Origin of the sequence: Salmonella sp. SAL4457 (assembly GCF_046548235.1) — a bacterium.
GTDB classification, from domain to species: Bacteria; Pseudomonadota; Gammaproteobacteria; order Enterobacterales; family Enterobacteriaceae; genus Salmonella; species Salmonella enterica.
Genome location: NZ_JBGDZO010000001.1, coordinates 1,159,400 through 1,185,106, shown reverse-complemented (window position 1 = coordinate 1,185,106; position 25,707 = coordinate 1,159,400). Strand labels below are relative to the sequence as shown.

The 25,707-nt window shown below is 48.1% G+C and carries 26 protein-coding genes and 1 tRNA gene; 17 read left to right on the top strand and 10 right to left on the bottom strand.

Annotated features, from left to right (window positions below):
- Positions 1 to 236: 236 nt before the first annotated feature.
- Positions 237 to 1,733, bottom strand: coding sequence for a sodium:solute symporter (locus tag ACLJNW_RS06115; RefSeq protein WP_023204329.1), 1,497 nt, complete (start codon positions 1,731 to 1,733; stop codon positions 237 to 239).
- 341 nt (positions 1,734 to 2,074) lie between these two features.
- Positions 2,075 to 2,755, bottom strand: a complete 681-nt coding sequence (locus ACLJNW_RS06110) for an N-acetylmannosamine-6-phosphate 2-epimerase (RefSeq protein WP_000054241.1) — start codon at positions 2,753 to 2,755, stop codon at positions 2,075 to 2,077.
- 505 nt (positions 2,756 to 3,260) lie between these two features.
- On the opposite strand from ACLJNW_RS06110, the gene ACLJNW_RS06105 reads away from it, so the two are divergent.
- From ACLJNW_RS06105 to ACLJNW_RS06090, 4 genes are all read left to right on the top strand, one after another.
- Complete coding sequence (locus ACLJNW_RS06105; protein ID WP_000525756.1) at positions 3,261 to 4,421, top strand: N-acetylneuraminate epimerase; 1,161 nt, start codon at positions 3,261 to 3,263, stop codon at positions 4,419 to 4,421.
- A 45-nt stretch (positions 4,422 to 4,466) separates the two neighbouring features.
- Positions 4,467 to 5,159: an oligogalacturonate-specific porin KdgM family protein gene (locus ACLJNW_RS06100; RefSeq protein ID WP_000700610.1), complete on the top strand. Its 693-nt coding sequence runs from the start codon at positions 4,467 to 4,469 to the stop codon at positions 5,157 to 5,159.
- Positions 5,160 to 5,441: 282 nt separating this feature from the next.
- Positions 5,442 to 6,722, top strand: coding sequence for an MFS transporter (locus ACLJNW_RS06095; protein ID WP_024154812.1), 1,281 nt, complete (start codon positions 5,442 to 5,444; stop codon positions 6,720 to 6,722).
- A 10-nt stretch (positions 6,723 to 6,732) separates the two neighbouring features.
- Complete coding sequence (locus ACLJNW_RS06090; RefSeq protein ID WP_000988585.1) at positions 6,733 to 7,839, top strand: Gfo/Idh/MocA family protein; 1,107 nt, start codon at positions 6,733 to 6,735, stop codon at positions 7,837 to 7,839.
- A gap of 150 nt (positions 7,840 to 7,989) precedes the next feature.
- On the opposite strand, the gene ACLJNW_RS06085 is transcribed toward ACLJNW_RS06090, so the two are convergent.
- Positions 7,990 to 8,077, bottom strand: a tRNA-Ser gene (locus ACLJNW_RS06085).
- Positions 8,078 to 8,312: 235 nt separating this feature from the next.
- Here ACLJNW_RS06085 and ghrA point away from each other — a divergent pair.
- The 4 genes from ghrA (at position 8,313) to ACLJNW_RS06065 (ending at position 11,234) form a co-directional block, all read left to right on the top strand.
- Positions 8,313 to 9,251: a glyoxylate/hydroxypyruvate reductase GhrA gene (gene ghrA, locus ACLJNW_RS06080; protein ID WP_000402551.1), complete on the top strand. Its 939-nt coding sequence runs from the start codon at positions 8,313 to 8,315 to the stop codon at positions 9,249 to 9,251.
- 84 nt (positions 9,252 to 9,335) lie between these two features.
- Complete coding sequence (locus tag ACLJNW_RS06075) at positions 9,336 to 10,073, top strand: phosphatase (protein WP_023193537.1); 738 nt, start codon at positions 9,336 to 9,338, stop codon at positions 10,071 to 10,073.
- Between the two features lie 23 nt (positions 10,074 to 10,096).
- Positions 10,097 to 10,651 carry a molecular chaperone gene (locus tag ACLJNW_RS06070; protein WP_001001883.1) on the top strand — a complete coding sequence of 185 codons (555 nt, stop codon included), beginning with the start codon at positions 10,097 to 10,099 and terminating at the stop codon, positions 10,649 to 10,651.
- Between the two features lie 100 nt (positions 10,652 to 10,751).
- Positions 10,752 to 11,234, top strand: a complete 483-nt coding sequence (locus ACLJNW_RS06065) for a DUF1097 domain-containing protein (protein ID WP_001546652.1) — start codon at positions 10,752 to 10,754, stop codon at positions 11,232 to 11,234.
- A gap of 38 nt (positions 11,235 to 11,272) precedes the next feature.
- Here the strand turns inward: ACLJNW_RS06065 and csgG are convergent, their stop codons facing one another.
- From csgG to csgD, 4 genes are read right to left on the bottom strand one after another with little or no spacing between them, the layout of a single operon-like run.
- A complete protein-coding gene (gene csgG / locus ACLJNW_RS06060) occupies positions 11,273 to 12,106 on the bottom strand; it encodes a curli production assembly/transport protein CsgG (protein ID WP_001137620.1) in 834 nt (277 codons plus the stop codon).
- Positions 12,107 to 12,132: 26 nt separating this feature from the next.
- On the bottom strand, positions 12,133 to 12,549 hold the full coding sequence (gene csgF, locus ACLJNW_RS06055; RefSeq protein WP_001264073.1) for a curli production assembly/transport protein CsgF: 417 nt from the start codon (positions 12,547 to 12,549) through the stop codon (positions 12,133 to 12,135).
- A 26-nt stretch (positions 12,550 to 12,575) separates the two neighbouring features.
- Positions 12,576 to 12,971: a curli production assembly/transport protein CsgE gene (csgE, locus tag ACLJNW_RS06050; RefSeq protein ID WP_000833307.1), complete on the bottom strand. Its 396-nt coding sequence runs from the start codon at positions 12,969 to 12,971 to the stop codon at positions 12,576 to 12,578.
- A gap of 4 nt (positions 12,972 to 12,975) precedes the next feature.
- Entirely contained in the window at positions 12,976 to 13,626 is a 651-nt protein-coding gene (gene csgD / locus ACLJNW_RS06045; protein ID WP_000481517.1) for a biofilm master transcriptional regulator CsgD, read from the bottom strand.
- Positions 13,627 to 14,380: 754 nt separating this feature from the next.
- Between csgD and csgB the strand changes: the two genes are divergently transcribed.
- From csgB to ACLJNW_RS06015, 6 genes are all read left to right on the top strand, one after another.
- Positions 14,381 to 14,836, top strand: coding sequence for a curli minor subunit CsgB (csgB, locus tag ACLJNW_RS06040; protein WP_000791655.1), 456 nt, complete (start codon positions 14,381 to 14,383; stop codon positions 14,834 to 14,836).
- A gap of 41 nt (positions 14,837 to 14,877) precedes the next feature.
- A complete protein-coding gene (gene csgA / locus ACLJNW_RS06035) occupies positions 14,878 to 15,333 on the top strand; it encodes a curli major subunit CsgA (RefSeq protein ID WP_000771416.1) in 456 nt (151 codons plus the stop codon).
- A 61-nt stretch (positions 15,334 to 15,394) separates the two neighbouring features.
- Entirely contained in the window at positions 15,395 to 15,721 is a 327-nt protein-coding gene (gene csgC, locus ACLJNW_RS06030) for a curli assembly chaperone CsgC (RefSeq protein WP_000557256.1), read from the top strand.
- 130 nt (positions 15,722 to 15,851) lie between these two features.
- Positions 15,852 to 16,172 carry a type 1 fimbrial protein gene (locus ACLJNW_RS06025; protein WP_000111254.1) on the top strand — a complete coding sequence of 107 codons (321 nt, stop codon included), beginning with the start codon at positions 15,852 to 15,854 and terminating at the stop codon, positions 16,170 to 16,172.
- 86 nt (positions 16,173 to 16,258) lie between these two features.
- Entirely contained in the window at positions 16,259 to 16,798 is a 540-nt protein-coding gene (ymdB, locus tag ACLJNW_RS06020) for an O-acetyl-ADP-ribose deacetylase (protein WP_000203941.1), read from the top strand.
- Complete coding sequence (locus ACLJNW_RS06015) at positions 16,734 to 18,221, top strand: phospholipase D family protein (RefSeq protein ID WP_000976323.1); 1,488 nt, start codon at positions 16,734 to 16,736, stop codon at positions 18,219 to 18,221. The genes ymdB and ACLJNW_RS06015 overlap by 65 nt, the downstream gene beginning before the upstream one ends.
- Before the next feature lie 16 nt (positions 18,222 to 18,237).
- Here the strand turns inward: ACLJNW_RS06015 and mdoC are convergent, their stop codons facing one another.
- Positions 18,238 to 19,392: a glucans biosynthesis protein MdoC gene (gene mdoC, locus ACLJNW_RS06010; protein ID WP_000100070.1), complete on the bottom strand. Its 1,155-nt coding sequence runs from the start codon at positions 19,390 to 19,392 to the stop codon at positions 18,238 to 18,240.
- A gap of 271 nt (positions 19,393 to 19,663) precedes the next feature.
- On the opposite strand from mdoC, the gene mdoG reads away from it, so the two are divergent.
- The 3 genes from mdoG (at position 19,664) to ACLJNW_RS05995 (ending at position 24,036) form a co-directional block, all read left to right on the top strand.
- The gene (gene mdoG / locus ACLJNW_RS06005) at positions 19,664 to 21,199 is read left to right on the top strand and encodes a glucans biosynthesis protein MdoG (protein ID WP_001562609.1); all 1,536 of its coding nucleotides are present in this window, start codon (positions 19,664 to 19,666) and stop codon (positions 21,197 to 21,199) included.
- Positions 21,192 to 23,735: a glucans biosynthesis glucosyltransferase MdoH gene (gene mdoH / locus ACLJNW_RS06000; RefSeq protein WP_001044609.1), complete on the top strand. Its 2,544-nt coding sequence runs from the start codon at positions 21,192 to 21,194 to the stop codon at positions 23,733 to 23,735. Before mdoG ends, mdoH begins: the two co-directional genes overlap by 8 nt.
- A gap of 73 nt (positions 23,736 to 23,808) precedes the next feature.
- The gene (locus tag ACLJNW_RS05995; protein WP_001217832.1) at positions 23,809 to 24,036 is read left to right on the top strand and encodes a YceK/YidQ family lipoprotein; all 228 of its coding nucleotides are present in this window, start codon (positions 23,809 to 23,811) and stop codon (positions 24,034 to 24,036) included.
- Here the strand turns inward: ACLJNW_RS05995 and ACLJNW_RS05990 are convergent, their stop codons facing one another.
- Positions 24,037 to 24,411, bottom strand: coding sequence for a MysB family protein (locus ACLJNW_RS05990; RefSeq protein ID WP_000180050.1), 375 nt, complete (start codon positions 24,409 to 24,411; stop codon positions 24,037 to 24,039).
- 81 nt (positions 24,412 to 24,492) lie between these two features.
- Positions 24,493 to 25,707, bottom strand: coding sequence for a multidrug efflux MFS transporter MdtG (gene mdtG / locus ACLJNW_RS05985; RefSeq protein ID WP_000075053.1), 1,215 nt, complete (start codon positions 25,705 to 25,707; stop codon positions 24,493 to 24,495).

Below are 25,707 nucleotides of genomic sequence, written 5' to 3'. Positions count from 1 at the left end.
AACAGAGCAGAGCCTATCAAGTCTGCGGCATGAAAAAAAGCGCGATGTAAGTAAAGGAGGGGGAATATTTACATCGCGTTGCCAACTTATGACAGAACATCACTGGAGAGTAATCTGTTTGCTCTTACGGTGTTTATAGCGCGCCATCTGACGGATGGTTTATATCTGGCCCGGTATTGTCGCCCCGCGCGTTGGCGTCACCGTGTGCTGTGTCGGTATAGCGTGGTATCATGAAATCATAATGTCACCTTTGGCTCAGGTTTTTCATCCAGCGTCAATGGCGGTGCCGGGGCAAATAACGGGGCGAAAATAACGCCGCTGATCACCACGCTTAGCGAGCCAATGACCCCATAAAAGAAGAAGTTAAGGTCAGTGGCATAGCGTGCGCCCAGCACGGTAATGACGCTGATAATAATTCCTAAAACCGCACTCCCGGCATTTGCTCGTTTAAAGAAAATGCCCAGCATGAACAGACCGGTCATTGGCCCTCCCATCAGACCTATCAGACTATTAAATGCATCCCAGATTTCTGATTCATCGGCCATGACCAGCCATACCGAGGCCGCGCTACTTATCAGGCCCGCGACCAGAATAACTAACTTAGCTATTTTCATACGGTTTTCAGGCGTTCTTTTTTTATGACTCAAACGCTGATAGATATCGGAATTAAAACAACTGGAAATGCTGTTTAAGCTGCTGGAGATACTGGACTGCGCAGCAGCGAAAATAGCGGCGATTATCAACCCTGCAATGCCGACTGGCATTTCGGTGACCACGAATAAGGGTAAAATGCCGCCAGTGTTGAATCCCGCCGGTAATAATTGTGGATGTTGCTGATAGTAGACAAACAATGCCGAGCCGATAGCAAAAAAGAAAACAGGGATCACAGCAACCAGTTTGGCATTTGTAAGTAATGTTTTCTTCGTTTCCTCTATGGAGTCAGTCACGATATAGCGTTGGACCACATCCTGGCTGGCAGTAAATTGCTGAATATTGGCAAACAGAAAACCAATCATCAATACAGGTACTGTGCTTTCCGTCCAGCTCCAGTGGAACTGCGTAGCCGGAAAGAATTTATCCGCCTGCTGCGTCACCGTAAAAATTTCACCAATGCCGCCCTGGACTTTGAGACATATCACTATAAAAATCAGTATCGCGCTGCCAGAAAGTAAGAGGCCTTGAATAACATCAGTCCATATTACTCCTTCAATTCCACCCATCCAGGTATAAATGATACACATCACGCTAATCAACAGTACCAAAATCACCGGGTCTATAACGATGAAGGGGCGCAAGGCCAGCACGGTGAGGAAAGTGATAATGGCGATACGTCCGATATGAAACAACATAAATGACATGCTGGCGAATAGACGGCAGCGCACATCGAACCGTGCTTCGAGATATTCATAGGCTGATGTGACTTTCAATTTCCGAAAAAACGGAATATAGAAATAAAAAACCAGCGGTAAAATTGCGATAGCCAGATACTGACCAATGATAAACGTCCAGTCGGAAGTAAACGCTTTGGCAGGAATTGACATAAATGTAATTGAGCTTAACGTAGTAGCAAATACACTGACCCCAGCCGCCCAACCAGGAACCCGGCCACCACCGCGAAAATAATCGTCTGCTGTTTTTTGCCGTCTGGAAAAATAGACACCGACTAACATCATGGCCAGGAGGTAGCCAAATAATACAAGATAATTAACGATGCCGAAAGAATGTGTAATCATAGTTCTTTCCTGCTTATGGTTTTGAGTAGAGTTGCGGTCATCGTCTGTGTATTTTTATCTTCCCATCATTCAGACGATACGATACGATATTCAGATCAAGTAATAGTTTTTGTTAATCTCAATGACGGTAATCATGAGATGTAAAAGGCAGAGCATTTATGCTCCACCAATGGTGATGCCCAGACGTATGTCCTGCCGGATACCTGAAATAGCAGATATCCGATATTGCGTTCAAACAGGCTTCAGGCCTGGGGATCGTATTTGCCGATAGCATTATTAACGTCGGATTATTATCTGAGACATAAATATCAATAGTAAGCGTGTTCATTTTCTTTTCCTGTTCAGCGTTTTACTGCGTGACTGAACCACTGACAGATATGCTCGATACGGGTGATAGCGGAACCAACGGTAACTGCCCAGGCACCATGCTCAATAGCATTGGCCGCCAGTGCAGGCGTGTTATAGCGCCCCTCGGCAATAACACGACAACCTGCATGGCTCAGTTGTGTCACCATTGCCAAATCTGGCTCAACCGGCGTGATGGGGCCGGTATAGCCAGACAGTGTTGTACCAATGAATTCGATTCCTTTCTGATGGCAACTTATGCCTTCATTCACGGTTGAACAGTCTGCCATCGCCAGTAATCCATGCAGGCGAATACGTGTCAGTAAACTATCAATATCAACCGGGCGAGAGCGGAATGAGGCATCAAAAGCGATAATATCGGCACCTGCCTGCGCCAGGGCGTCAACATCCTGTAAATAGGGAGTGATACGGACTGGCGACCCTGTAAGGTCACGTTTAATTATCCCAATAATAGGAACAGAAAGATGGGGACGAACAGCCCGCAGATTCTCAATGCCTTCAATGCGCACAGCGACCGCACCCGCCGAAGCCGCTGCCTGTGCCATTGCAGCCACAATTTCAGGTTTATCCATAGGGCTGCCTGGTACCGGTTGGCATGAGACAATCAGCCCACCGTTTTCGTGTACACTTTGTTCCAGCCTGGCTAATAGTGACATCCAGTTCCGCCTTATATATTTTGAAGTTTTGCTCCGTTTTATGTTATGTTGTGGAGTGTTGCTGCATCAAGCAAAAAGATAGAAAAATGTGAACACAGTCATAAGGTATGTTTGTTATTCAATTACTGCGCCAGCGGATTTGAGGCTATAACCTGAAGCTACAAGACAAATACAATTCACTCTGACGGCAGCATGCTGTATTTTATTAACTGCTTCCGGCATAAAGATAAAATGCTCAGAAGGAGCTTATACGCCACGGGATAGCCAGTATGAAATGCATCACATAATTCTTGTTGTATTTATTCGAATGCTATCACTAATGAGTTTGACCATAACAGGTCACCCATAATCACTTCTAACATCACCATGGTGTGCTTTTACCTCGCACATGATAACCCCATGTAATTATTTTTAGCGCTTGGTCACATTTTGTCATTATCATTGTTGAAATTGTGCACCATAAGATCACTAATGATGAAGCTTTACTCCAATTGTATTTCTTCGCATGGGGATGCAGATGAAAAATTTTAAGAAAATGATGACGCTAATGGCGCTATGTTTATCAGTCGCTATCACCACATCAGGATATGCAACGACGCTTCCTGATATACCAGAACCACTGAAAAATGGTACTGGCGCTATTGATAATAATGGCGTGATTTATGTCGGCTTAGGTACCGCAGGGACATCCTGGTATAAAATTGATCTTAAAAAGCAACATAAAGACTGGGAGCGTATAAAGTCGTTTCCTGGTGGAGCTCGTGAGCAATCCGTGTCGGTATTTTTAAATGATGAGCTTTATGTTTTTGGTGGCGTAGGGAAAAAAAACAGTGAATCACCGTTGCAGGTTTATAGCGATGTGTACAAATACTCACCGGTGAAAAATACATGGCAAAAAGTTGACACTATATCTCCAGTTGGATTAACAGGGCATACGGGAGTAAAATTAAACGAAACGATGGTACTTATTACCGGAGGGGTTAATGAGCATATCTTTGATAAGTATTTTATTGATATAGCGGCTGCGGCTGCGGATGAAAGTGAAAAAAATAAAGTCATCTATAATTATTTTAATAAACCTGCCAAAGATTATTTTTTTAATAAAATCGTATTTATCTACAATGCTAAAGAGAACACATGGAAGAATGCCGGTGAGCTGCCAGACGCGGGGACGGCAGGATCGTCATCGGTAATGGAAAATAATTTCCTGATGCTGATTAATGGTGAGCTCAAACCGGGTTTACGTACCGATGTGATTTACCGCGCCATGTGGGATAACGACAAGCTAACATGGTTGAAGAACAGCCAGTTACCGCCATCGCCTGGAGAACAACAGCAAGAAGGGTTGGCCGGAGCATTTTCGGGCTATAGTCACGGTGTCCTGCTTGTCGGTGGTGGCGCGAATTTTCCGGGAGCAAAACAAAATTATACCAATGGAAAGTTTTATTCCCACGAAGGAATAAATAAAAAATGGCGAGATGAAGTCTATGGTTTGGTTAATGGCCATTGGCAATATATGGGTAAAATGAAACAACCTCTCGGCTATGGTGTATCAGTAAGTTATGGTGATGAAGTTTTCCTTATTGGTGGTGAAAATGCTAAAGGGAAACCTGTTTCGTCTGTAACCTCCTTTACCATGCGTGATGGTAATTTATTAATAAAATAATTTTTTAAATACAAAAATAAAGTTAATTGATGAGCGGAGTATTTTATGAAAATCAACAAATATCTTCTGGGTATGGTTTCGTTTATAGCATTTTCATCATATCTACAAGCGGCAACCCTTGATTATCGGCATGAATATGCTGATAGAACCAGAATTAATAAAGACCGTATTGCTATAATTGAAAAGCTTCCTAACGGCATTGGTTTTTATGTCGATGCCAGCGTTAAATCGGGAGGAGTAGATGGTGAGCAGGATAAGCATTTAAGCGATCTCGTCGCAAACGCTATAGAACTGGGCGTAAGTTATAATTATAAAGTTACGGACAATTTTGTTTTGCAGCCTGGATTTATATTTGAAAGCGGTCCAGACACTTCAATTTATAAGCCTTATTTAAGGGGGCAATATAATTTTGATTCTGGTGTTTATATGGCTGGTCGTTACCGTTATGACTATGCAAGGAAGACAGCTAACTATAGTGATGATGAGAAAACGAATAGATTTGATACTTATATAGGTTATGTTTTTGATGAGTTGAAATTAGAATATAACTTTACCTGGATGGATAGCGATCAAATTAAATTTGATAACAAAAAAACAAACTATGAACATAATGTGGCTTTAGCCTGGAAACTGAATAAATCATTTACACCATACGTTGAGGTCGGAAATGTAGCGGTGAGAAATAATACCGATGAGAGACAGACCCGTTATCGCGTTGGATTACAATACCATTTTTGAGAAAGATTAAAGAGTTACTGTACTAATCTTTGCTTAGTATTCATATCTATAATCTTATAGCCCGTGGCTACGTTACAGAACGTTAGACTTTGTCTTGAGTATTCACGTCCTTAACGTAGCTACGGATAAGGATGATAAACAATGAATATACGTCTTACATAGCTACGATCTCAGGCGGTTGTCGGAAAGTGCCGGTTGATTGTGTCTTATTCGGCAATTGATATGACTTAAAAATTAATTCCGTAAGCATTTCAGACGGTAACAGCAAATAAGGGTTTTATTGTGATAGCAAAATTCTTCCCGTGGTATAGCGAGATAACACGTCCACAAAAAAATGCTTTATTTTCAGCATGGCTGGGTTACGTTTTTGATGGCTTCGACTTTATGCTGATTTTCTACATTATGTATCTGATCAAGGCTGACTTAGGATTGACAGATATGGAGGGCGCATTCCTTGCCACAGCGGCCTTTATTGGGCGACCATTTGGCGGGGCGCTATTTGGTCTGCTGGCAGACAAATTTGGCCGTAAGCCGTTAATGATGTGGTCGATAGTTGCCTATTCTGTAGGTACAGGGTTAAGTGGCCTGGCTTCCGGTGTAATTATGCTGACGCTTAGTCGCTTCATTGTCGGTATGGGGATGGCGGGGGAGTATGCTTGCGCTTCTACTTATGCCGTGGAAAGTTGGCCAAAGAATTTAAAATCTAAAGCGAGCGCATTTCTGGTTTCAGGTTTCGGTATTGGTAACATCATAGCAGCCTATTTTATGCCGTCATTTGCCGAAGCGTATGGTTGGCGTGCTGCTTTTTTTGTCGGTTTGCTACCCGTTCTTTTAGTAATCTACATCCGGGCCAGGGCTCCTGAATCTAAAGAGTGGGAAGAAGCCAAACTCAGTGGTCCCGGAAAGCATTCACAAAGTGCCTGGTCAGTTTTCTCTTTGTCAATGAAAGGGCTATTTAATCGAGCTCAATTTCCACTGACATTATGTGTATTTATTGTTCTGTTCTCTATTTTCGGCGCAAACTGGCCGATCTTTGGTCTACTGCCTACATATTTGGCGGGAGAGGGCTTTGATACGGGCGTGGTCTCTAATTTAATGACGGCGGCGGCATTCGGCACTGTATTGGGAAATATCGTTTGGGGGCTGTGCGCAGATAGAATTGGTTTGAGGAAAACGTTCAGCATTGGTCTTCTCATGTCCTTTTTATTCATTTTCCCGTTATTCAGAATTCCGCAAGATAATTATTTACTGCTGGGCGCATGTTTATTCGGTTTAATGGCGACTAACGTAGGTGTTGGCGGGTTGGTTCCCAAATTTCTCTACGACTACTTTCCTCTTGAGGTTCGTGGTTTGGGTACCGGGCTGATTTATAATCTTGCTGCGACATCAGGCACATTCAATTCAATGGCGGCGACCTGGCTTGGAATAACAATGGGGCTAGGCGCTGCGCTAACGTTCATTGTTGCTTTCTGGACCGCAACAATTCTACTCATTATTGGCCTATCCATTCCGGATAGACTAAAAGCACGTCGTGAAAGTTTTCAATCAACAAAAGAATTTTAATAGAGGATAAATGATGACGAAATACGGTGTTGTAGGTACAGGTTATTTTGGCGCTGAACTGGCGCGATTTATGTCTAAGGTTGAAGGGGCGAAAATCACTGCGATTTACGATCCGGTAAATGCGGCTCCGATAGCGAAAGAGTTGAACTGTGTCGCCACTGCAACGATGGAGGCGCTTTGTTCCCATCCTGATGTGGATTGCGTAATTATTGCTTCACCAAATTACTTACATAAAGCGCCAGTCATTGCGGCGGCTAAAGCGGGTAAACACGTGTTTTGTGAAAAACCTATCGCCTTAAATTACCAGGATTGTAAGGATATGGTTGATGCCTGCAAAGAAGCTGGTGTTACCTTTATGGCGGGTCACGTTATGAACTTTTTTCACGGAGTTCGCCACGCTAAAGCGCTCATCAAAGCTGGTGAAATTGGTGAAGTTACACAAGTTCACACTAAACGTAATGGTTTTGAAGACGTGCAGGATGAGATCTCATGGAAGAAGATTCGCGCAAAGTCAGGTGGGCATCTGTATCATCACATTCACGAGCTAGATTGTACACTGTTCATCATGGATGAAACCCCATCCCTGGTTTCAATGGCGGCGGGGAATGTTGCGCACAAAGGTGAAAAATTTGGTGATGAAGATGATGTTGTCCTAATCACCCTTGAGTTTGAAAGCGGTCGTTTCGCGACACTTCAGTGGGGATCATCGTTCCACTACCCTGAGCACTATGTATTAATTGAGGGCACGACAGGTGCAATTCTCATTGATATGCAAAACACGGCTGGTTATCTAATAAAAGCGGGCAAAAAAACACACTTTCTTGTGCATGAAAGCCAGGCGGAGGATGATGATCGTCGCAACGGTAACATATCCAGCGAGATGGATGGCGCAATCGCTTATGGTAAACCCGGTAAACGTACGCCGATGTGGCTCTCATCAATTATGAAACTGGAGATGCAGTACTTGCATGATGTGATAAACGGTCTGGAGCCAGGCGAGGAGTTTGCTAAATTGCTAACGGGAGAAGCGGCGACAAATGCCATTGCTACCGCTGATGCTGCGACGCTTTCCTCAAACGAGGGGCGCAAAGTAAAACTCACTGAAATTCTTGGCTAAAATTGAAAGCCGGATGGTGGTGTTATTGGCCGGTGGCGCTGCGCTTATGTAGACCGGATAAGGCGCCCGTGAACTGTGCCGCCATCCGGCAATGGACGGGTCATTATGTAAAAAAAAGCCCGTACATTCGTACGAGCTCTTTCTTAAATATGGCGGTGAGGGGGGGATTCGAACCCCCGATACGTTGCCGTATACACACTTTCCAGGCGTGCTCCTTCAGCCACTCGGACACCTCACCAAATTGTCGCTCCAGCATTACTGGAACGGGCGCTAATGTAGGGAAATATCTTTTCTACGTCAATCAACTTTTTTAAAAAAAAGCGCGTTTATACAAACTTCCACCAATCTGTGGTTTTAATAAGCGAAAACTGCTTTTTTTGCCCGCGCCGGGAAATTTGCTATGCTGCACATCCCGTTGAAAACGCTGATAACAGGCGCAATCACATTCCGCACCATACTGCTCAGGAGATAACATGGAGATAATTTTTTATCACCCGACATTTAACGCCGCCTGGTGGGTAAATGCGCTGGAGAAGGCTCTCCCACATGCGCGCGTTCGTGAATGGAAGGTCGGTGATAACAACCCCGCAGACTATGCGCTTGTATGGCAGCCCCCGGTTGAAATGCTGGCCGGAAGACGCTTAAAAGCCGTCTTTGCGCTGGGCGCGGGGGTGGATGCAATTCTGAGTAAATTAAATGCGCATCCGGAAATGCTGGACGCCTCCATTCCTCTATTCCGTCTGGAAGATACCGGAATGGGCCTGCAAATGCAGGAGTATGCCGTCAGCCAGGTATTACACTGGTTCCGTCGTTTCGATGATTATCAGGCGCTGAAAAATCAGGCGCTATGGAAACCGTTGCCGGAATATACCCGCGAAGAGTTTAGCGTCGGTATCATGGGCGCAGGGGTACTGGGTGCAAAAGTGGCAGAAAGTCTACAGGCGTGGGGGTTCCCGTTACGTTGCTGGAGTCGTAGTCGCAAATCCTGGCCTGGCGTGGAAAGTTATGTTGGGCGTGAAGAGCTGCACGCTTTCCTGAACCAGACGCGGGTGCTGATTAATCTGCTGCCGAATACGGCCCAAACGGTAGGAATTATTAATAGCGAATTGTTGGATCAATTGCCGGATGGCGCTTACGTGTTGAATCTCGCGCGCGGCGTGCATGTTCAGGAGGCGGATCTGCTGGCTGCGCTTGATAGCGGTAAGCTAAAAGGCGCGATGTTGGATGTCTTTAGCCAGGAACCGTTACCGCAGGAAAGTCCATTATGGCGCCATCCGCGAGTCGCCATGACGCCGCACATTGCGGCAGTCACCCGTCCAGCGGAAGCCATCGATTATATTAGCCGCACCATTACCCAGCTGGAGAAGGGAGAGCCGGTGACGGGGCAGGTGGATCGGGCGAGAGGATATTGACATCAACCCGGCGCGGGCCGGGTTTCGCTAAAAAACGCTGGCGATACCTGCTATCCTTGTCGGAAATGACTACAGGAGAGAGCAATGTATCCCGTTGACCTGCATATGCATACCGTCGCCAGCACTCATGCCTACAGTACTCTGAGCGATTATATCGCGGAAGCCAAACGCAAAGGCATTAAACTTTTTGCGATTACCGATCATGGTCCGGACATGGAAGATGCGCCGCATCACTGGCATTTTATTAACATGCGCATCTGGCCGCGTCTGGTTGACGGCGTGGGGATACTGCGTGGCATTGAGGCGAATATCAAGAACATTAACGGTGAAATTGATTGTTCCGGAAAGATGTTCGACTCGCTGGATCTGATTATCGCAGGCTTCCATGAGCCCGTTTTTGCGCCACATAATAAAGAAACCAATACCCAGGCGATGATCGCGACCATCGCCAGCGGCAAGGTGCATATAATTAGTCACCCCGGAAATCCAAAGTATCCAGTGGAGGTTAACGCCATCGCGCAGGCGGCGGCGAAACACCATGTAGCGCTGGAAATCAACAACTCTTCTTTTCTGCATTCGCGTAAAGGAAGTGAAGATAATTGCCGCGCGGTCGCTGCCGCCGTACGCGATGCGGGAGGCTGGGTAGCGTTAGGCTCTGATTCCCATACGGCCTTTACGCTTGGCGATTTCACCGAATGCCGGAAAATTCTGGATGCGGTGAATTTTCCGGAAGATCGAATCCTGAACGTCTCGCCGCAGCGCTTACTGGCCTTTCTCGAATCACGCGGTATGGCGCCTGTACCGGAATTTGCCGAACTTTAATCGTTATTTATGGGAAGATATCAATGAATGAGTTTTCAATCCTGTGCCGTGTGCTGGGATCGTTGTTTTACCGCCAACCGCAAGATCCTTTACTGGTTCCGCTGTTTACGTTAATCCGTGAAGGTAAACTGGCGGCAAACTGGCCGCTGGAGCAGGATGACATGCTGGCGCGTTTACAGAAAAGCTGCGATATCACGCAGATTTCCACTGATTACAATGCGTTATTTGTTGGGGAAGAGTGCGCGGTAGCGCCATACCGCAGTGCGTGGGTCGAAGGCGCGGAAGAGTCTGAGGTGCGCGCTTTTTTAACGTCGCGAGGGATGCCGCTGGCCGATACGCCTGCCGATCACATTGGCACTTTATTGCTCGCGGCCTCCTGGCTGGAAGATCAGTCTGCCGAAGATGAAAGTGAAGCGCTGGAAACCTTATTTGCCGATTATCTGCTTCCCTGGTGCAATACCTTCCTCGGTAAAGTTGAAGCCCATGCCGTTACGCCATTCTGGCGCACTCTGGCGCCGCTAACGCGTGATGCGATAGGGGCCATGTGGGATGAACTTCAGGAAGAAGATGAAGAATAATGTGATGTAAATCACCATTAACTGCAACGACTTTTACATCATTGCATAAAATGTGTGCGCGATCTCATTAATGTGCCGCTTTTCTGTTATGATGCGCGCCATGAACATACTTCTTTCTATTGCTATCACGACGGGCATCCTTTCTGGAATATGGGGATGGGTGGCCGTCTCCCTGGGGTTACTAAGCTGGGCCGGTTTTTTAGGCTGTACGGCTTATTTCGCCTGTCCGCAGGGCGGCTTTAAGGGATTGTTGATTTCCGCCTGTACGCTGTTAAGCGGTATGGTGTGGGCGCTGGTCATTATTCACGGTAGCGCGCTGGCGCCGCATCTGGAAATTGTCAGTTACGTGTTGACGGGGATCGTGGCATTCCTGATGTGTATCCAGGCAAAGCAGCTATTGCTTTCTTTTGTTCCGGGAACATTTATCGGCGCCTGCGCGACATTTGCAGGGCAGGGTGACTGGCGGTTGGTATTACCGTCGCTGGCGCTGGGGCTAATCTTTGGCTATGCCATGAAAAATAGTGGGCTATGGCTGGCATCACGCCGCGAGCAACATTCAGCGAATACGGCGGTCACAAAATAAAAAAGCGTGGGGTTCTTCCCCACGCTTTGTCGTATTGATCAGGATTCTGGCGGTACTGACAGCTCACGGTATTTCACCAGAATATCATTTTGCCTGTCCGCTTTATTCTGCAAATCCCACAGTCCGCGATCGATACCATCATTAATGAGGAAGATAACGCCGGTTTCAATGGCTGACATCAGACACAGCATCACCGGTTCGTTCGAGGTATAGCCGATTTCGCCTTCCAGTAAGCGCTGGTAATCAATAAAACGGAACACGCCTGCCTGTACTTCATAGGAAAGGATCGTTTTACTGGTGTTCACCGAAGAAAGGATCTCGCCTGTACTGACGTTAACCACGCGCAGGTTGACAGCAATCTGATCCAGCTGATACTGCGTATCGGCGCCAATACCGAAATATCTTGCGCCGACCCCGCCGGATTTGACGTTACTTTCATAACCAATAATAGAACCTTCCACCATAATATTTGCCGCCGTCAGTGACTGAAGCGGGATACGGTTATTCATCGCCACGGTGCCGTTTTCCTGGGCTGCGCGAATAATTTTCCGTTCATTCAAAAGATTCTGTAAGCCTTGTCGTTCCAGCGGGATAAACCAGCGCGAATCTTTCAGCGCGGTGACCAACATAGCGGTGGCGCTCTGTGGCACAGCCGTAGAAAAGTTACTTGCCGGGTAAGGTTTAAATTGGCCCGTTTCATCCTGAATGTTATATACCGAAACAAAGATCTTACCGGTGGGAGCAGGTAAATGCGTCAAATCTTTGTAACTTTGTGCGCGGGGCATTAATGTCGGTTTCGCAGCTTGTTTCGGCGGGGCAGTTAAGCATCCGCTCAACAATAAAACGGCAACCAAAATAAGTAAGCGCGGCATGATTTATATCCTTTAGTGACTGTAGCTTAAAAATCGGTTGACTGAGTTTGTAAACCTGACACTTCGATGGTCGAGGTTCTTCCCGTTTTTCTGTCCGTGACGTTGAGCTGGAGCTGTCCGTCGCGATTAGCGATATCGATAATAAAATCGTTGGTCACCATACGTCCTGGTTTCCCGGTATTAATATTGGTCAACAAGCCGCCCAGAATTTGCGATTGAATAGCCTGCGTAAAGTTATCCAACGCTGAGGGGGTTTCGATACCAAAATCGTTATCATAAGCGGGGTCTTTATATGAATTTTGCGCCTGGGCGCTATTCAATAAAAAGGAACCGTTATTGGGGTTTCCACCAAAGTTAGGATTACGGAACTGGAACGTCATATTTCCAGCCCAGGTTAATGGCGAAAAAAGCATGAGCAGCACTACTGCATGTTTAACACGCATGACAGCCTCCGGATAAAAATCATGTTTTAGAATTCATCACGCGCTAAATCACTCGTACTTAATAGCGTTTGATCTATTTGTCGGCGATTTAATGCTTCCTCTGTTTGCGCTAATGCGAAGACGACGGTTTTCTCGAAGTCTCTTTTCATTGGAAATAAAAAGGTCTGGAAAATAACGTCCTGATTTACCGTTATGGTGATCCAGCTTCCCCAACGCGCACTGGGTCTTTCATTAATGGTCAGATTGCCGGTGTATTCGCTTTCCCATTTGTCGCTGAATGCACGATAGAATTCATGTCCTATCGAAGAGACGGTATGGTCGGTTAACAATCCGGGAACCTCGACTTCAACTTCATTGGCATGCAGGTTTCCGGTAGCGAACAGTAACTCTGCTGCTACAATCCAGGTCAGATAGCGTTTCATGGCCTTACCGCCTGAGATTATCGTTTGCCCATGAAACTGCCTGGGTGCGATTTTTGACAGCTATCTTTTTGAAAAGATTATAAAGATGTGTCTTAACCGTATTCTCGCTGATAAATAGCGACCTGGCGATTTCATTATTAGAGGCACCAATACGTAACTTATTGAGGATCTCTTTTTCGCGATGAGTGAGTAATGCGGACTCGGTGCTGTTGTAGCGGTAATTTCCTGAGTGTGTAATCAGGTAACTGGCTAATTTTTGTGAAAAATAGCATTCGCCTCGCAGAATACCCTGTAATCCGCTGACCACGTGTTCCTGGTCTTCAGTGGCGTAAAACACGCCGTTAATATGAGGCCAGTTTTCAATTTCACGGTAGGGATAATCGTCAGGGGTATTTAACAATAATGTTTTTATATTATTGTTTTTGCGGCTTAAATTATCCTGCCAATAGTGGATAAGCTTCTTATCCGCTTCCATCATATCCATTAAAACAATGCAACCGGCCGAGATATCTTCCAGAGAACGTTGAATATTATGCAGTTTTCCGGTTATGGCCAGCGATTGCTTTAAATGTTGCAATAATGCCGTAGCTTGCAGAGATGGCTTTGTGATCAACAATAGTGTGTGACCATGACTACTATGGACTTCATTAAACATGATGAAACTCCACTTTTTTTAATCGCACATCTGACAGCTGCCCCCATAAAATAAAGGCACCAGAAGTACTGACAGATGTTGCACTGCTGTGGGTTGAAATAGCCCATTATCCAGAAAGAGAAAAATATTTACGAAAATACTTTTAACTGTTTTCAATCTAGCCATTACAAATCTTAAAGCAAGTGTTAAACTTGTAACCAAATGTAAAAATATATATTAAAATGTTGTTTTTGGGTTTTTTTGAAGTTTAGATTTGATAGTAAAGTTGTACATTTCGCTGTTATTGCATAGATTTAAAAAATCATACAAATTATAATAATTCATTGATTTTTAATCATTTTAATTATTATATGTTATGTTTTGATTTTATTTTTTCTTAAAATTTGAGACGTGGCATTAACCTGGACAGCACAAAGACAAAAAAAACGAAGTGTGTCACGTCTTGTGCGTATTGCCCCACATGGGAAGCATAAGAACATCCCCATGGCGGCATAACACACACCAACACTTCATTTTTTAGGTGCGCGATACACTATCTTCTATGGCCAAAAATCAATTATAAAAAATCACATGGCTATCGTTTTATTAGCACTTTGGTATGAGCTTAAATAACAAAATACCACGCGTGGGTGAGTTATTAAAAATTTTTCCACGGACATACTCTTCATCGTAACGACGCGTTAACAAAAAACGCATGTCGCTAACAAGGTAATAGATAATTTTCGCTATGTACGACCAGGTCCAGGGTGACAGCATGAAAAACAAATTGTTATTTATGATGTTGACAATACTGGGTGCGCCTGGGATTGCAACCGCGACAAATTATGATCTGGCTCGTTCAGAATATAATTTTGCGGTAAATGAATTAAGCAAGTCTTCATTTAATCAGGCGGCCATTATTGGTCAAGTCGGCACGGATAATAGTGCCAGAGTACGCCAGGAAGGATCAAAACTATTGTCCGTTATTTCACAAGAAGGAGGAAATAATCGGGCGAAAGTCGACCAGGCAGGGAATTATAACTTTGCGTATATTGAGCAAACGGGCAATGCCAACGATGCCAGTATATCGCAAAGCGCTTACGGTAATAGTGCGGCTATTATCCAGAAAGGTTCTGGAAATAAGGCCAATATTACCCAGTACGGTACGCAGAAAACAGCAGTTGTAGTGCAGAAACAGTCGCATATGGCTATTCGCGTCACCCAACGCTAATACCGTTACGACTTTTAAATCAATCCGATGGGGGTTTTACCATGAAACTTTTAAAAGTGGCAGCATTCGCAGCAATCGTAGTTTCTGGCAGTGCTCTGGCTGGCGTCGTTCCACAATGGGGCGGCGGCGGTAATCATAACGGCGGCGGCAATAGTTCTGGCCCGGATTCAACGTTGAGCATTTATCAGTACGGTTCCGCTAACGCTGCGCTTGCTCTGCAAAGCGATGCCCGTAAATCTGAAACGACCATTACCCAGAGCGGTTATGGTAACGGCGCCGATGTAGGCCAGGGTGCGGATAACAGTACTATTGAACTGACTCAGAATGGTTTCAGAAACAATGCCACCATCGACCAGTGGAACGCTAAAAACTCCGATATTACTGTCGGTCAATACGGCGGTAATAATGCCGCGCTGGTTAATCAGACCGCATCTGATTCCAGCGTAATGGTGCGTCAGGTTGGTTTTGGCAACAACGCCACGGCTAACCAGTATTAATTTAGCGTCTGCGCTAATAAAAAAACAGGGCATAAGCCCTGTTTTTTTTCGGGAGGAAATTATGCATACTTTATTGCTCCTTGCCGCACTTTCAAATCAGATTACGTTTACCACGACTCAGCAAGGCGATATTTACACGGTGATCCCTCAGGTCACATTAAACGAACCCTGCGTCTGTCAGGTGCAAATTCTCTCTGTGCGCGACGGCGTCGGGGGACAAAGCCATACACAGCAAAAACAAACGCTATCTTTACCTGCTAATCAACCGATTGAGTTGTCTCGTCTTAGTGTAAATATATCTTCAGAGGACTCGGTTAAAATTATTGTTACTGTTTCGGACGGACAATCACTGCATTTATCACAACAATGGCCGCCTTCTGCACAGTAGTTTTTGATGGTGGCGGAAATGGATTGGCTGACCTGGGTATAAAGAGGCGATAAAAGCGTCTCATCGTCTCGGCATGTCGCTATAAGGTAACGCCGAACCCTCGAGGATGACTAATCATTGAGGAGTTAACATGTCCGTAATCAAGAAAAATATCCCTGCCATAGGCCTGTGTATCTGCGCTTTTTTTATCCATTCTGCGGTAGGGCAACAAACGGTACAGGGCGGCGTTATCCATTTTCGCGGCGCGATTGTTGAGCCACTGTGCGATATTTCTACTCACGCCGAAAATATTGATTTAACCTGCCTGCGCGAAGGTAAAAAGCAAATGCACCGGATTGACCTTCGGCAGGCATCTGGATTACCGCAGGATATTCAGTCCATTGCGACGGTACGGCTGCATTATCTCGATGCGCAAAAAAGCCTGGCGGTGATGAATATTGAGTACCGTTAACGGCGGTGTCATAGATATAAAAAGAGCGACTCTGTTGAAAGCCCTGCTGTACACTTTGCAGATAAGGTGAGACAAAGGGGGGGGTTATGACATCACGTCTTCAGGTCATACAGGGTGATATCACTCAACTTAGCGTCGATGCGATTGTGAATGCCGCTAACGCATCATTAATGGGCGGCGGTGGCGTAGACGGCGCGATTCATCGCGCGGCGGGGCCGGCATTGCTGGACGCCTGTAAACTCATCCGCCAGCAACAGGGCGAATGTCAGACGGGACATGCGGTTATCACGCCTGCCGGCAAGCTTTCGGCAAAGGCGGTTATTCACACAGTGGGGCCCGTCTGGCGAGGCGGCGAACACCAGGAAGCTGAGCTACTCGAAGAGGCATACCGGAATTGTTTGCTGCTTGCCGAGGCGAATCACTTTCGTTCCATCGCTTTTCCGGCAATCAGTACCGGCGTTTATGGCTATCCACGCGCCCAGGCCGCTGAGATCGCCGTCAGGACGGTTTCAGATTTTATTACCCGTTACGCTCTGCCTGAACAGGTATACTTTGTCTGTTATGATGAAGAAACTGCCCGGCTTTACGCAAGATTACTTACTCAGCAAGGCGACGACCCTGCCTGATAAAACACGCCTGGAGCGTGCCGTTGAACCGCTATGCGCGCGCCATCCCGGAGAGTGCGGCATTCTCGCGCTGGATAACAGTCTGGACGCTTTTGCCGCCCGCTACCGCCTGACCGAAATGGCGGCGCGGACGCTGGATGTGCAGTATTATATTTGGGAAGACGATATGTCCGGGCGACTGCTCTTTTCGGTACTGCTGTCGGCGGCGAAGCGCGGCGTTCATGTTCGTCTGTTGCTGGATGATAACAATACGCCTGGTCTGGATGATACGTTGCGCTTGCTGGATAGCCATCCTAATATCGAAGTTCGTCTGTTTAATCCTTTCTCTTTTCGTACGCTACGCGCGCTGGGATATTTGACGGATTTTGCGCGGCTGAATCGGCGGATGCACAATAAAAGTTACACTGCTGACGGCGTAGTGACGCTGGTCGGTGGGCGCAACATCGGCGATGCCTATTTCGGCGCTGGCGAGGAGCCGCTATTTTCCGATCTGGACGTGATGGCCATTGGCCCGGTGGTCAATGATGTCGCCAATGATTTTGAACGTTACTGGCGCTGTAGTTCAGTGTCGACATTGCAGCAAGTATTATCCCTTTCTGAGCAGGAGCTGACGCAGCGTATCGAACTTCCCGAATCCTGGTATAACGATGAGATCACCCGCCGTTATCTGCATAAGCTGGAAACCAGTCAGTTTATGGCGGATCTCGATCGCGGAACGTTGCCGCTGATTTGGGCAAAAACACGCTTGCTTAGCGATGACCCTTCTAAAGGCGAGGGGAAGGCGCAGCGCCATTCGCTTCTTCCGCAGCGATTATTTGACGTGATGGGGTCGCCGACGGAGCGTATCGACATTATTTCCGCTTACTTTGTCCCTACGCGCGCAGGCGTGGCGCAGTTGCTTAATCTGGTCAGGAAAGGCGTGAAGATCGCCATCTTAACTAACTCTCTGGCGGCCAACGATGTGGCGGTCGTTCACGCAGGGTACGCGCGCTGGCGCAAGAAATTACTGCGCTATGGCGTGGAGCTCTACGAACTGAAACCGACCCGCGAACATGAAACCGCCGTACATGATCGCGGACTCACCGGGAACTCAGGTTCCAGCTTACATGCTAAAACGTTCAGTATTGATGGTAGTAAGGTGTTTATCGGGTCGCTTAATTTTGATCCCCGTTCAACGCTTTTAAATACCGAAATGGGCTTTGTCATTGAAAGTGAAACGCTGGCGACGCTTATTCATAAGCGTTTTACGCAGAGCCAACGCGATGCGGCCTGGCAACTGCGGCTGGATCGCTGGGGACGAATTAACTGGATCGATCGTCAGCAAGAAGAGGAAAAGGTGTTAAAGAAAGAACCCGCTACGCGTTTCTGGCAGCGAGTTCTGGTACGGTTGGCGGCAATTTTACCTGTGGAATGGTTGCTGTGAACCCGCGCGCGGAAAACTACCCGATCGCGGCGCGGCTTTCTTGTTTTACCGGCGGTTTACCTGAAAAGAGAAATTTCAGGAGCGGGATGCGTAAATGAATTTCATACAGAATTAACGCAATACCCATGACAAATATCAGCCCACACAAGAACCCGATCAGGTTGGAGGAGATATGCGGCGTAATATACGCGCCAAAGAAAAGCGTTAAGGGATGATGCACCAGATAGATAAACAGCGAAGCATTCACGAAATAGGTGACACGCGCGGACTGGAAGTTTAACAAGCGATGCCCCAGTGAGAATACCACGTTCACCATCCACAGCCCCATTACCATCGTAATCACGGATTCGGTTTCGTACATCCAGGCGTCGCCGCTCCCATAACGTTGATTCAGCAGATACGCGATAAAAGCAACGGCAGCGCCTAAAGTGCATCCGCGTGAGGGCGTGGTGAAGCGCGCTTTCAGATCGGGGTGAATGAAGGCCAACGCACCGAGAATAAAAAACGGCACATAAAATAGCGTTTGCATCACAATAAAATTGAACATGCCGTCACTGAGGATTGCTGGATATACGATGAAAATAATGCGCCTGATAGCGGCGTAAGCGATCCCCAGCAGGAAAAAAATAAGCGAAAGCCTGACCAGTGAAATAGCGGCGGGACGAGGCTTGCTTGTTTCCTGCCTTTTTTGGAACCAGGTAAAAATCCCGATGCTGACTGTGGTTAATATCACCAGCACCAGTAAAAACCACAGATGTGAAATGAGTTCCCACGCTAACGTATTATATTTTTCATAGGCAGAGAGTGTAGGCCAGTTCTCTGTTTTCTCTTTGACATATTGCAACAGGATAAATTGCGGCAAGGTAAGCAAAGGGATTGCGGTAAGCATGGGAATACCCACACGTTCTACCCGTACTTTCCACCAGCGTTTTAACGGATAACGTAAAAACAACATGTACGAAAAATAACCAGAAATAACAAAAAATACCTGCATACGAAAAGCGTGGATAAAATCGTTAAACAGGGTTAGCCACCACGATGGCGTGGCGCTATTGACATGCCAACTGTGAGTGGAATAGATCAACGAGATATGAAAGGGAATCCCTAACAACATCAACCATGCGCGGATAGAGTCAAGAAAATATTCACGCGGCGCGGGTACAGAGCTCATATAAGGTCACGTATTCTCAGATTTTTCACCTTATCCATAAGGCGAATTATAGTTACATTCGGTAGCAACCCTACACCAACTCCGACAACCTGTCTCCAGGATAAGCACGCAAAGTGAAAACAGGCGCGGGAGGTGCTTAATCCATGAGCCAGCGCGCTGAACAAAGCCTGGATTCAGTTGTCGTAATGCCTGATTATCCATTAAAATGGATCGGATCGATATAAGCACACAAAGGGGGAAGTGCTTACTTATTATGAAACATAAACGACAAATGATGAAAATGCGTTGGTTGGGCGCAGCTATTATGTTAACGCTCTACGCATCATCGAGCTGGGCGTTCAGTATTGATGACGTGGCAAAACAAGCTCAATCTTTAGCCGGGAAAGGCTATGAGGCGCCTAAAAGCAACTTGCCCTCCGTTTTCCGCGACATGAAATATGCGGATTATCAGCAGATCCAGTTTAACAGCGATAAAGCCTACTGGAACAACTTAAAGACCCCTTTTAAGCTCGAATTTTACCATCAGGGGATGTACTTCGATACGCCGGTCAAGATTAACGAAGTGACGGCGACGACGGTCAAAAGAATCAAATACAGCCCGGATTACTTCAATTTTGGCAATGTTCAGCACGATAAAGACACGGTAAAAGATTTAGGCTTCGCCGGGTTCAAAGTTCTGTACCCCATCAACAGTAAAGATAAGAACGACGAAATCGTCAGTATGCTTGGCGCCAGCTATTTCCGCGTTATCGGCGCAGGCCAGGTATATGGCTTATCTGCGCGCGGCCTGGCGATTGATACCGCCTTACCATCTGGTGAAGAGTTTCCCCGCTTTCGCGAGTTCTGGATTGAGCGTCCAAAACCCACCGATAAGCGTTTGACCGTCTATGCATTACTGGATTCTCCGCGCGCGACCGGCGCTTACCGTTTTGTGATCATTCCTGGCCGCGATACCGTGGTGGACGTGCAGTCAAAAGTCTATCTGCGCGATAAAGTGGGCAAGCTGGGCGTTGCGCCATTAACCAGTATGTTCCTGTTTGGGCCAAACCAGCCGTCGCCGACGACCAACTATCGTCCGGAACTGCATGACTCGAACGGCTTATCCATTCATGCGGGTAATGGCGAGTGGATTTGGCGTCCGCTGAACAATCCAAAACACCTCGCTGTGAGCAGCTATGCGATGGAAAACCCTCAGGGATTCGGCCTGTTGCAGCGTGGTCGCGAGTTCTCGCGCTTTGAAGATTTAGACGATCGCTACGACCTGCGTCCAAGCGCCTGGATTACCCCGAAAGGCGACTGGGGCAAAGGTAAGGTTGAACTGGTTGAAATTCCGACCAATGATGAAACCAACGATAACATCGTCGCTTACTGGACTCCGGATCAACTGCCGGAACCGGGTAAAGAGATGAACTTCAAGTACACTCTGACCTTCAGCCGCGATGAAGATAAACTTCATGCGCCGGATAATGCCTGGGTGCTGCAAACACGCCGCTCAACGGGCGACGTTAAACAGTCAAATCTGATTCGCCAGCCCGACGGCACTATTGCCTTTGTGGTGGATTTCGTTGGCGCCGACATGAAAAAACTGCCGCCGGATACGCCCGTCGCTGCGCAAACCAGCATTGGCGATAACGGTGAAATCGTTGACAGTAATGTACGCTATAACCCAGTCACTAAAGGCTGGCGTTTAATGCTGCGCGTGAAAGTCAAAGACGCGAAGAAAACCACGGAAATGCGTGCCGCATTGGTGAATGCCGATCAGACGCTAAGTGAAACCTGGAGCTACCAGTTACCTGCCAATGAATAAAACAACTGAGTATATTGACGCACTGCTGCTTTCTGAACGTGAGAAAGCGGCATTGCCGAAAACTGACATCCGCGCCGTGCATCAGGCGCTGGATGCCGAGCATCGGACTTACTCGCGAGAAGACGATTCACCGCAGGGTTCCGTAAAAGCCCGCCTTGAACACGCCTGGCCGGATTCATTGGCGAAGGGGCAGTTAATTAAAGATGATGAAGGGCGCGATCAGTTGCAGGCTATGCCAAAAGCGACGCGCTCTTCGATGTTTCCCGATCCCTGGCGAACCAACCCGGTTGGCCGTTTCTGGGATCGTCTGCGTGGGCGGGATGTAACGCCGCGCTATGTTTCTCGTCTGACAAAAGAAGAGCAGGCGAGCGAGCAAAAATGGCGTACCGTCGGCACTATACGCCGCTATATTTTGTTAATTTTGACTCTGGCGCAAACCGTCGTCGCGACCTGGTATATGAAGACCATTCTGCCTTATCAGGGATGGGCGCTCATCAATCCTATGGATATGGTGGGGCAGGATATTTGGGTCTCTTTTATGCAGCTCCTGCCCTACATGCTGCAAACCGGTATCCTGATTCTGTTTGCCGTGCTGTTCTGCTGGGTGTCAGCCGGATTCTGGACGGCGCTGATGGGCTTCCTGCAACTGCTTATCGGGCGCGATAAGTACAGCATCTCCGCGTCTACGGTTGGCGATGAGCCCCTCAATCCGGAACACCGGACGGCGCTGATCATGCCTATCTGTAATGAAGACGTTAGTCGCGTTTTCGCCGGTCTGCGCGCGACCTGGGAGTCCGTTAAAGCCACAGGCAACGCCGCGCATTTCGACGTCTATATCCTTAGCGACAGTTATAACCCGGATATCTGCGTGGCGGAGCAAAAGGCGTGGATGGAGCTTATCGCGGAAGTGCAGGGCGAAGGCCAAATTTTTTACCGTCGCCGCCGCCGCCGTATGAAACGCAAAAGCGGCAATATTGACGATTTTTGCCGCCGCTGGGGCAATCAGTACAGCTATATGGTGGTGCTGGACGCGGACTCAGTGATGAGCGGCGAGTGTCTGAGCGGCTTGGTGCGCCTGATGGAAGCGAATCCAAACGCCGGGATTATCCAGTCTTCGCCGAAAGCGTCGGGGATGGATACTCTGTATGCCCGCTGCCAACAGTTCGCGACCCGCGTCTATGGGCCGCTGTTTACCGCCGGGCTGCACTTCTGGCAGTTGGGGGAGTCGCACTACTGGGGGCACAATGCCATTATCCGCGTGAAGCCGTTTATCGAGCACTGCGCTCTGGCGCCGCTGCCGGGAGAAGGTTCGTTCGCCGGATCGATTCTTTCCCACGACTTTGTGGAGGCGGCGCTAATGCGTCGGGCAGGGTGGGGCGTCTGGATTGCCTACGATCTCCCCGGCTCCTATGAAGAGCTGCCGCCAAACCTGCTGGATGAGCTTAAACGCGACCGCCGCTGGTGTCACGGCAACCTGATGAACTTTCGTCTGTTCCTGGTGAAAGGAATGCACCCGGTGCATCGCGCCGTGTTCCTGACGGGGGTAATGTCATATCTGTCCGCGCCGTTATGGTTTATGTTCCTCGCGCTTTCTACCGCGCTGCAGGTCGTTCATGCGTTAACAGAGCCGCAATATTTCCTTCAGCCGCGCCAGCTTTTTCCGGTCTGGCCGCAGTGGCGTCCGGAACTGGCAATCGCGCTGTTTGCATCAACGATGGTGCTGCTGTTCCTGCCGAAGCTGCTCAGTATTATGCTGATCTGGTGTAAAGGCACCAAAGAGTATGGCGGTTTCTGGCGCGTTACGCTGTCGCTGTTGCTGGAAGTGCTGTTCTCCGTGTTGCTGGCGCCGGTGCGTATGCTGTTTCATACCGTGTTTGTGGTCAGCGCGTTTCTCGGCTGGGAAGTGGTCTGGAACTCACCGCAACGCGACGATGATTCTACGCCGTGGGGAGAAGCCTTTATGCGTCACGGCTCTCAACTGCTGCTGGGGCTGGTCTGGGCGGTGGGTATGGCGTGGCTGGATTTACGCTTTCTGTTCTGGCTGGCGCCGATTGTCTTTTCGCTGATTCTGTCGCCATTTGTTTCGGTGATCTCCAGTCGTTCAACGGTAGGATTGCGCACCAAACGCTGGAAGCTGTTCCTGATCCCGGAAGAGTATTCGCCGCCTCAGGTGTTGGTCGATACCGATAAATATCTGGAGATGAATCGCCGCCGTATTCTGGACGATGGCTTTATGCATGCGGTATTTAACCCGTCGCTTAATGCGCTGGCGACCGCGATGGCCACCGCGCGTCACCGCGCCAGTAAGGTGCTGGAAATAGCCCGCGATCGTCATGTGGAGCAGGCGCTAAACGAAACGCCGGAGAAACTGAACCGCGATCGGCGTCTGGTTTTGCTCAGCGATCCGGTGACGATGGCGCGTTTACACTATCGGGTCTGGAATGCGCCAGAGAGATACTCTTCCTGGGTAAACCATTATCAGTCTCTCGTCCTGAATCCGCAGGCGTTGCAGGGACGAACATCGTCAGCGGGATAAGGTCTTCAGGTCTGGAGTGAGGTGAAAAATACCGGCGTGATGCCGGTATTTTTATAGTGAAATGAGGTATCAGGTGCGTATATTCGCGGTGAGCATAATGGTGATTACCCTGAGCGGCTGCGGCAGTATTATCAGCAGAACGATCCCCGGACAAGGACACGGCAACCAGTATTACCCTGGCGTGCAGTGGGATATGCGTGATTCCGCATGGCGCTATATCACTATCCTCGATCTGCCCTTCTCACTGATCTTCGATACACTGCTACTGCCGCTCGATATTCACCACGGGCCTTATGAGTAATTAACGCTCATCCCATTCGTCTGCCGCAGTACGGCCTTCCTCGGTATCAAGCGGGGGTTCAAGCTGGAATTCCCCTTCATCCCATTCATGCAAAGTATTCTCTTCCTGCCATTCCTGGCGGATCTCTATCTCATCATAATCGCCGTCAAACACGCTCTGTGCGGCTTCACCACTCAGCATCGGCAGACATTCGCCATCTTCACCTTCATCGGCGAAAAATTCGACCTGCCACATGATGTCCCCATCCTGCAGTACATATTTCTGAACGTTGAACTGCTGCACATTCGCTTCGTCTTGTTCGAGGCCTGGATGGTCAGCCAGAAATTCTTCCCGGGCTGCATCGATAGCTTCTTCCAGCGTGGCATACATGGTCATCAGTGTCTCCCTTTGATTTGATGAGGTATTTAGGGAAAGAATAGCTGATTCTGTAATATTGCAAGTATGAAAGCGCAAAAATTATTCTATTGCCAGTCTGCGCCGTCGTAAGCTGTTCCATGAATAGATAGCATTGAACAACACCACGCCTGCCGTGACGCAGAATACGGCGCGGAAGCCATAGCTCGCGGAAATTGCGGCGCCCATGAGAGGGCCGGTGACGTTGCCGATATCGCGGAAAGATTGGTTGTAACTGAATATGCGCCCGGCTATCTGGTTGGTAGAGTTGTAAACCAGCAGAGTTTGAACGGCTGGCAGCAGCGCGCCATCCGCCGCGCCAAGCAGAAACCGCAATAGCGCGAGTTGCCACGGCGTTTGCACAAAAGACATTGGAATCAGCAGCAGTACGGAAATAATCAGCGCGACGATAAGAATCTTTTCCGGGCCAATTCTGTCGCCAAGCTTGCCGAGCCGGGGGGCGCTAAGTAATGCCGCCACGCCGGGAACGGACGCTATCATCCCGCTAATGAACGCAATATTACTGACATTTCCCGCGAGTTCGCGCACATAGAGCGTCAGGATGGGCGCAATAGACCCCGTCGCCACCTGAATAATCAGCGTGGTGACAAACAGGCTTAACACCAGGCGGGGATTTTTTAACGAGGCGACCACTTCCCGAACGTGAAGCATCTCTTTTTTGCTCACCGGCAGGAAATTCTCGCGAATGAAAAAGAAGGTGAGCAGAAAACAGATAAACAAAACGCTGGCGGTAATAAAAAAGACCGGACGAAGGCCGTAATGGTCGGCGAGCAGACCGCCCGCAAGTGGGCCAAGCAGAGCGCCGCTGACGCCGCCAGTAGAGAGCGTCCCTAACGCCCAGCCGCTTTTGTGGCGCGGCACCTGAGTGGCGATGAGCGCATTGGCGTTGGGAATAAATCCGCCCAGCAGGCCTAATAACGCGCGGAGGATCAGAAATTGCCAGATATTTTGCGCCATGCCCATTAACAGCATCACAATGGCCATGCCGAGAGCGGAACGCAACAGCATGATCTTACGCCCTTTACGATCCGCCAGACCGCCCCAAAAAGGGGAAGCGATAGCTGAAAAGAGGAACGTAATACTAAAGACCAGCCCGGACCACATGTTAAGCGCGCTATGGCCTGTTACACCGAGTTGCTCAACGTAGAGAGGGAGAAAAGGCATGACCAGACTGAATGCCGCGCCGGTTAAAAAACAGCCCAGCCAGGTAACGGTTAGATTGCGTTTCCAGTTTATGGGGACATCAGAGGGTGACAT

Coding starts and splice junctions, on each gene's coding strand:
- ACLJNW_RS06115 (WP_023204329.1), bottom strand. CDS start 1,733: ATGATTACACATTCTTTCGGCATCGTTAATTATCTTGTATTATTTGGC.
- ACLJNW_RS06110 (WP_000054241.1), bottom strand. CDS start 2,755: ATGTCACTATTAGCCAGGCTGGAACAAAGTGTACACGAAAACGGTGGG.
- ACLJNW_RS06105 (WP_000525756.1), top strand. CDS start 3,261: ATGGGGATGCAGATGAAAAATTTTAAGAAAATGATGACGCTAATGGCG.
- ACLJNW_RS06100 (WP_000700610.1), top strand. CDS start 4,467: ATGAAAATCAACAAATATCTTCTGGGTATGGTTTCGTTTATAGCATTT.
- ACLJNW_RS06090 (WP_000988585.1), top strand. CDS start 6,733: ATGATGACGAAATACGGTGTTGTAGGTACAGGTTATTTTGGCGCTGAA.
- ghrA (WP_000402551.1), top strand. CDS start 8,313: ATGGAGATAATTTTTTATCACCCGACATTTAACGCCGCCTGGTGGGTA.
- ACLJNW_RS06075 (WP_023193537.1), top strand. CDS start 9,336: ATGTATCCCGTTGACCTGCATATGCATACCGTCGCCAGCACTCATGCC.
- ACLJNW_RS06070 (WP_001001883.1), top strand. CDS start 10,097: ATGAATGAGTTTTCAATCCTGTGCCGTGTGCTGGGATCGTTGTTTTAC.
- ACLJNW_RS06065 (WP_001546652.1), top strand. CDS start 10,752: ATGAACATACTTCTTTCTATTGCTATCACGACGGGCATCCTTTCTGGA.
- csgG (WP_001137620.1), bottom strand. CDS start 12,106: ATGCCGCGCTTACTTATTTTGGTTGCCGTTTTATTGTTGAGCGGATGC.
- csgF (WP_001264073.1), bottom strand. CDS start 12,549: ATGCGTGTTAAACATGCAGTAGTGCTGCTCATGCTTTTTTCGCCATTA.
- csgE (WP_000833307.1), bottom strand. CDS start 12,971: ATGAAACGCTATCTGACCTGGATTGTAGCAGCAGAGTTACTGTTCGCT.
- csgD (WP_000481517.1), bottom strand. CDS start 13,626: ATGTTTAATGAAGTCCATAGTAGTCATGGTCACACACTATTGTTGATC.
- csgB (WP_000791655.1), top strand. CDS start 14,381: ATGAAAAACAAATTGTTATTTATGATGTTGACAATACTGGGTGCGCCT.
- csgA (WP_000771416.1), top strand. CDS start 14,878: ATGAAACTTTTAAAAGTGGCAGCATTCGCAGCAATCGTAGTTTCTGGC.
- csgC (WP_000557256.1), top strand. CDS start 15,395: ATGCATACTTTATTGCTCCTTGCCGCACTTTCAAATCAGATTACGTTT.
- ACLJNW_RS06025 (WP_000111254.1), top strand. CDS start 15,852: ATGTCCGTAATCAAGAAAAATATCCCTGCCATAGGCCTGTGTATCTGC.
- ymdB (WP_000203941.1), top strand. CDS start 16,259: ATGACATCACGTCTTCAGGTCATACAGGGTGATATCACTCAACTTAGC.
- ACLJNW_RS06015 (WP_000976323.1), top strand. CDS start 16,734: ATGATGAAGAAACTGCCCGGCTTTACGCAAGATTACTTACTCAGCAAG.
- mdoC (WP_000100070.1), bottom strand. CDS start 19,392: ATGAGCTCTGTACCCGCGCCGCGTGAATATTTTCTTGACTCTATCCGC.
- mdoG (WP_001562609.1), top strand. CDS start 19,664: ATGATGAAAATGCGTTGGTTGGGCGCAGCTATTATGTTAACGCTCTAC.
- mdoH (WP_001044609.1), top strand. CDS start 21,192: ATGAATAAAACAACTGAGTATATTGACGCACTGCTGCTTTCTGAACGT.
- ACLJNW_RS05990 (WP_000180050.1), bottom strand. CDS start 24,411: ATGACCATGTATGCCACGCTGGAAGAAGCTATCGATGCAGCCCGGGAA.
- mdtG (WP_000075053.1), bottom strand. CDS start 25,707: ATGTCACCCTCTGATGTCCCCATAAACTGGAAACGCAATCTAACCGTT.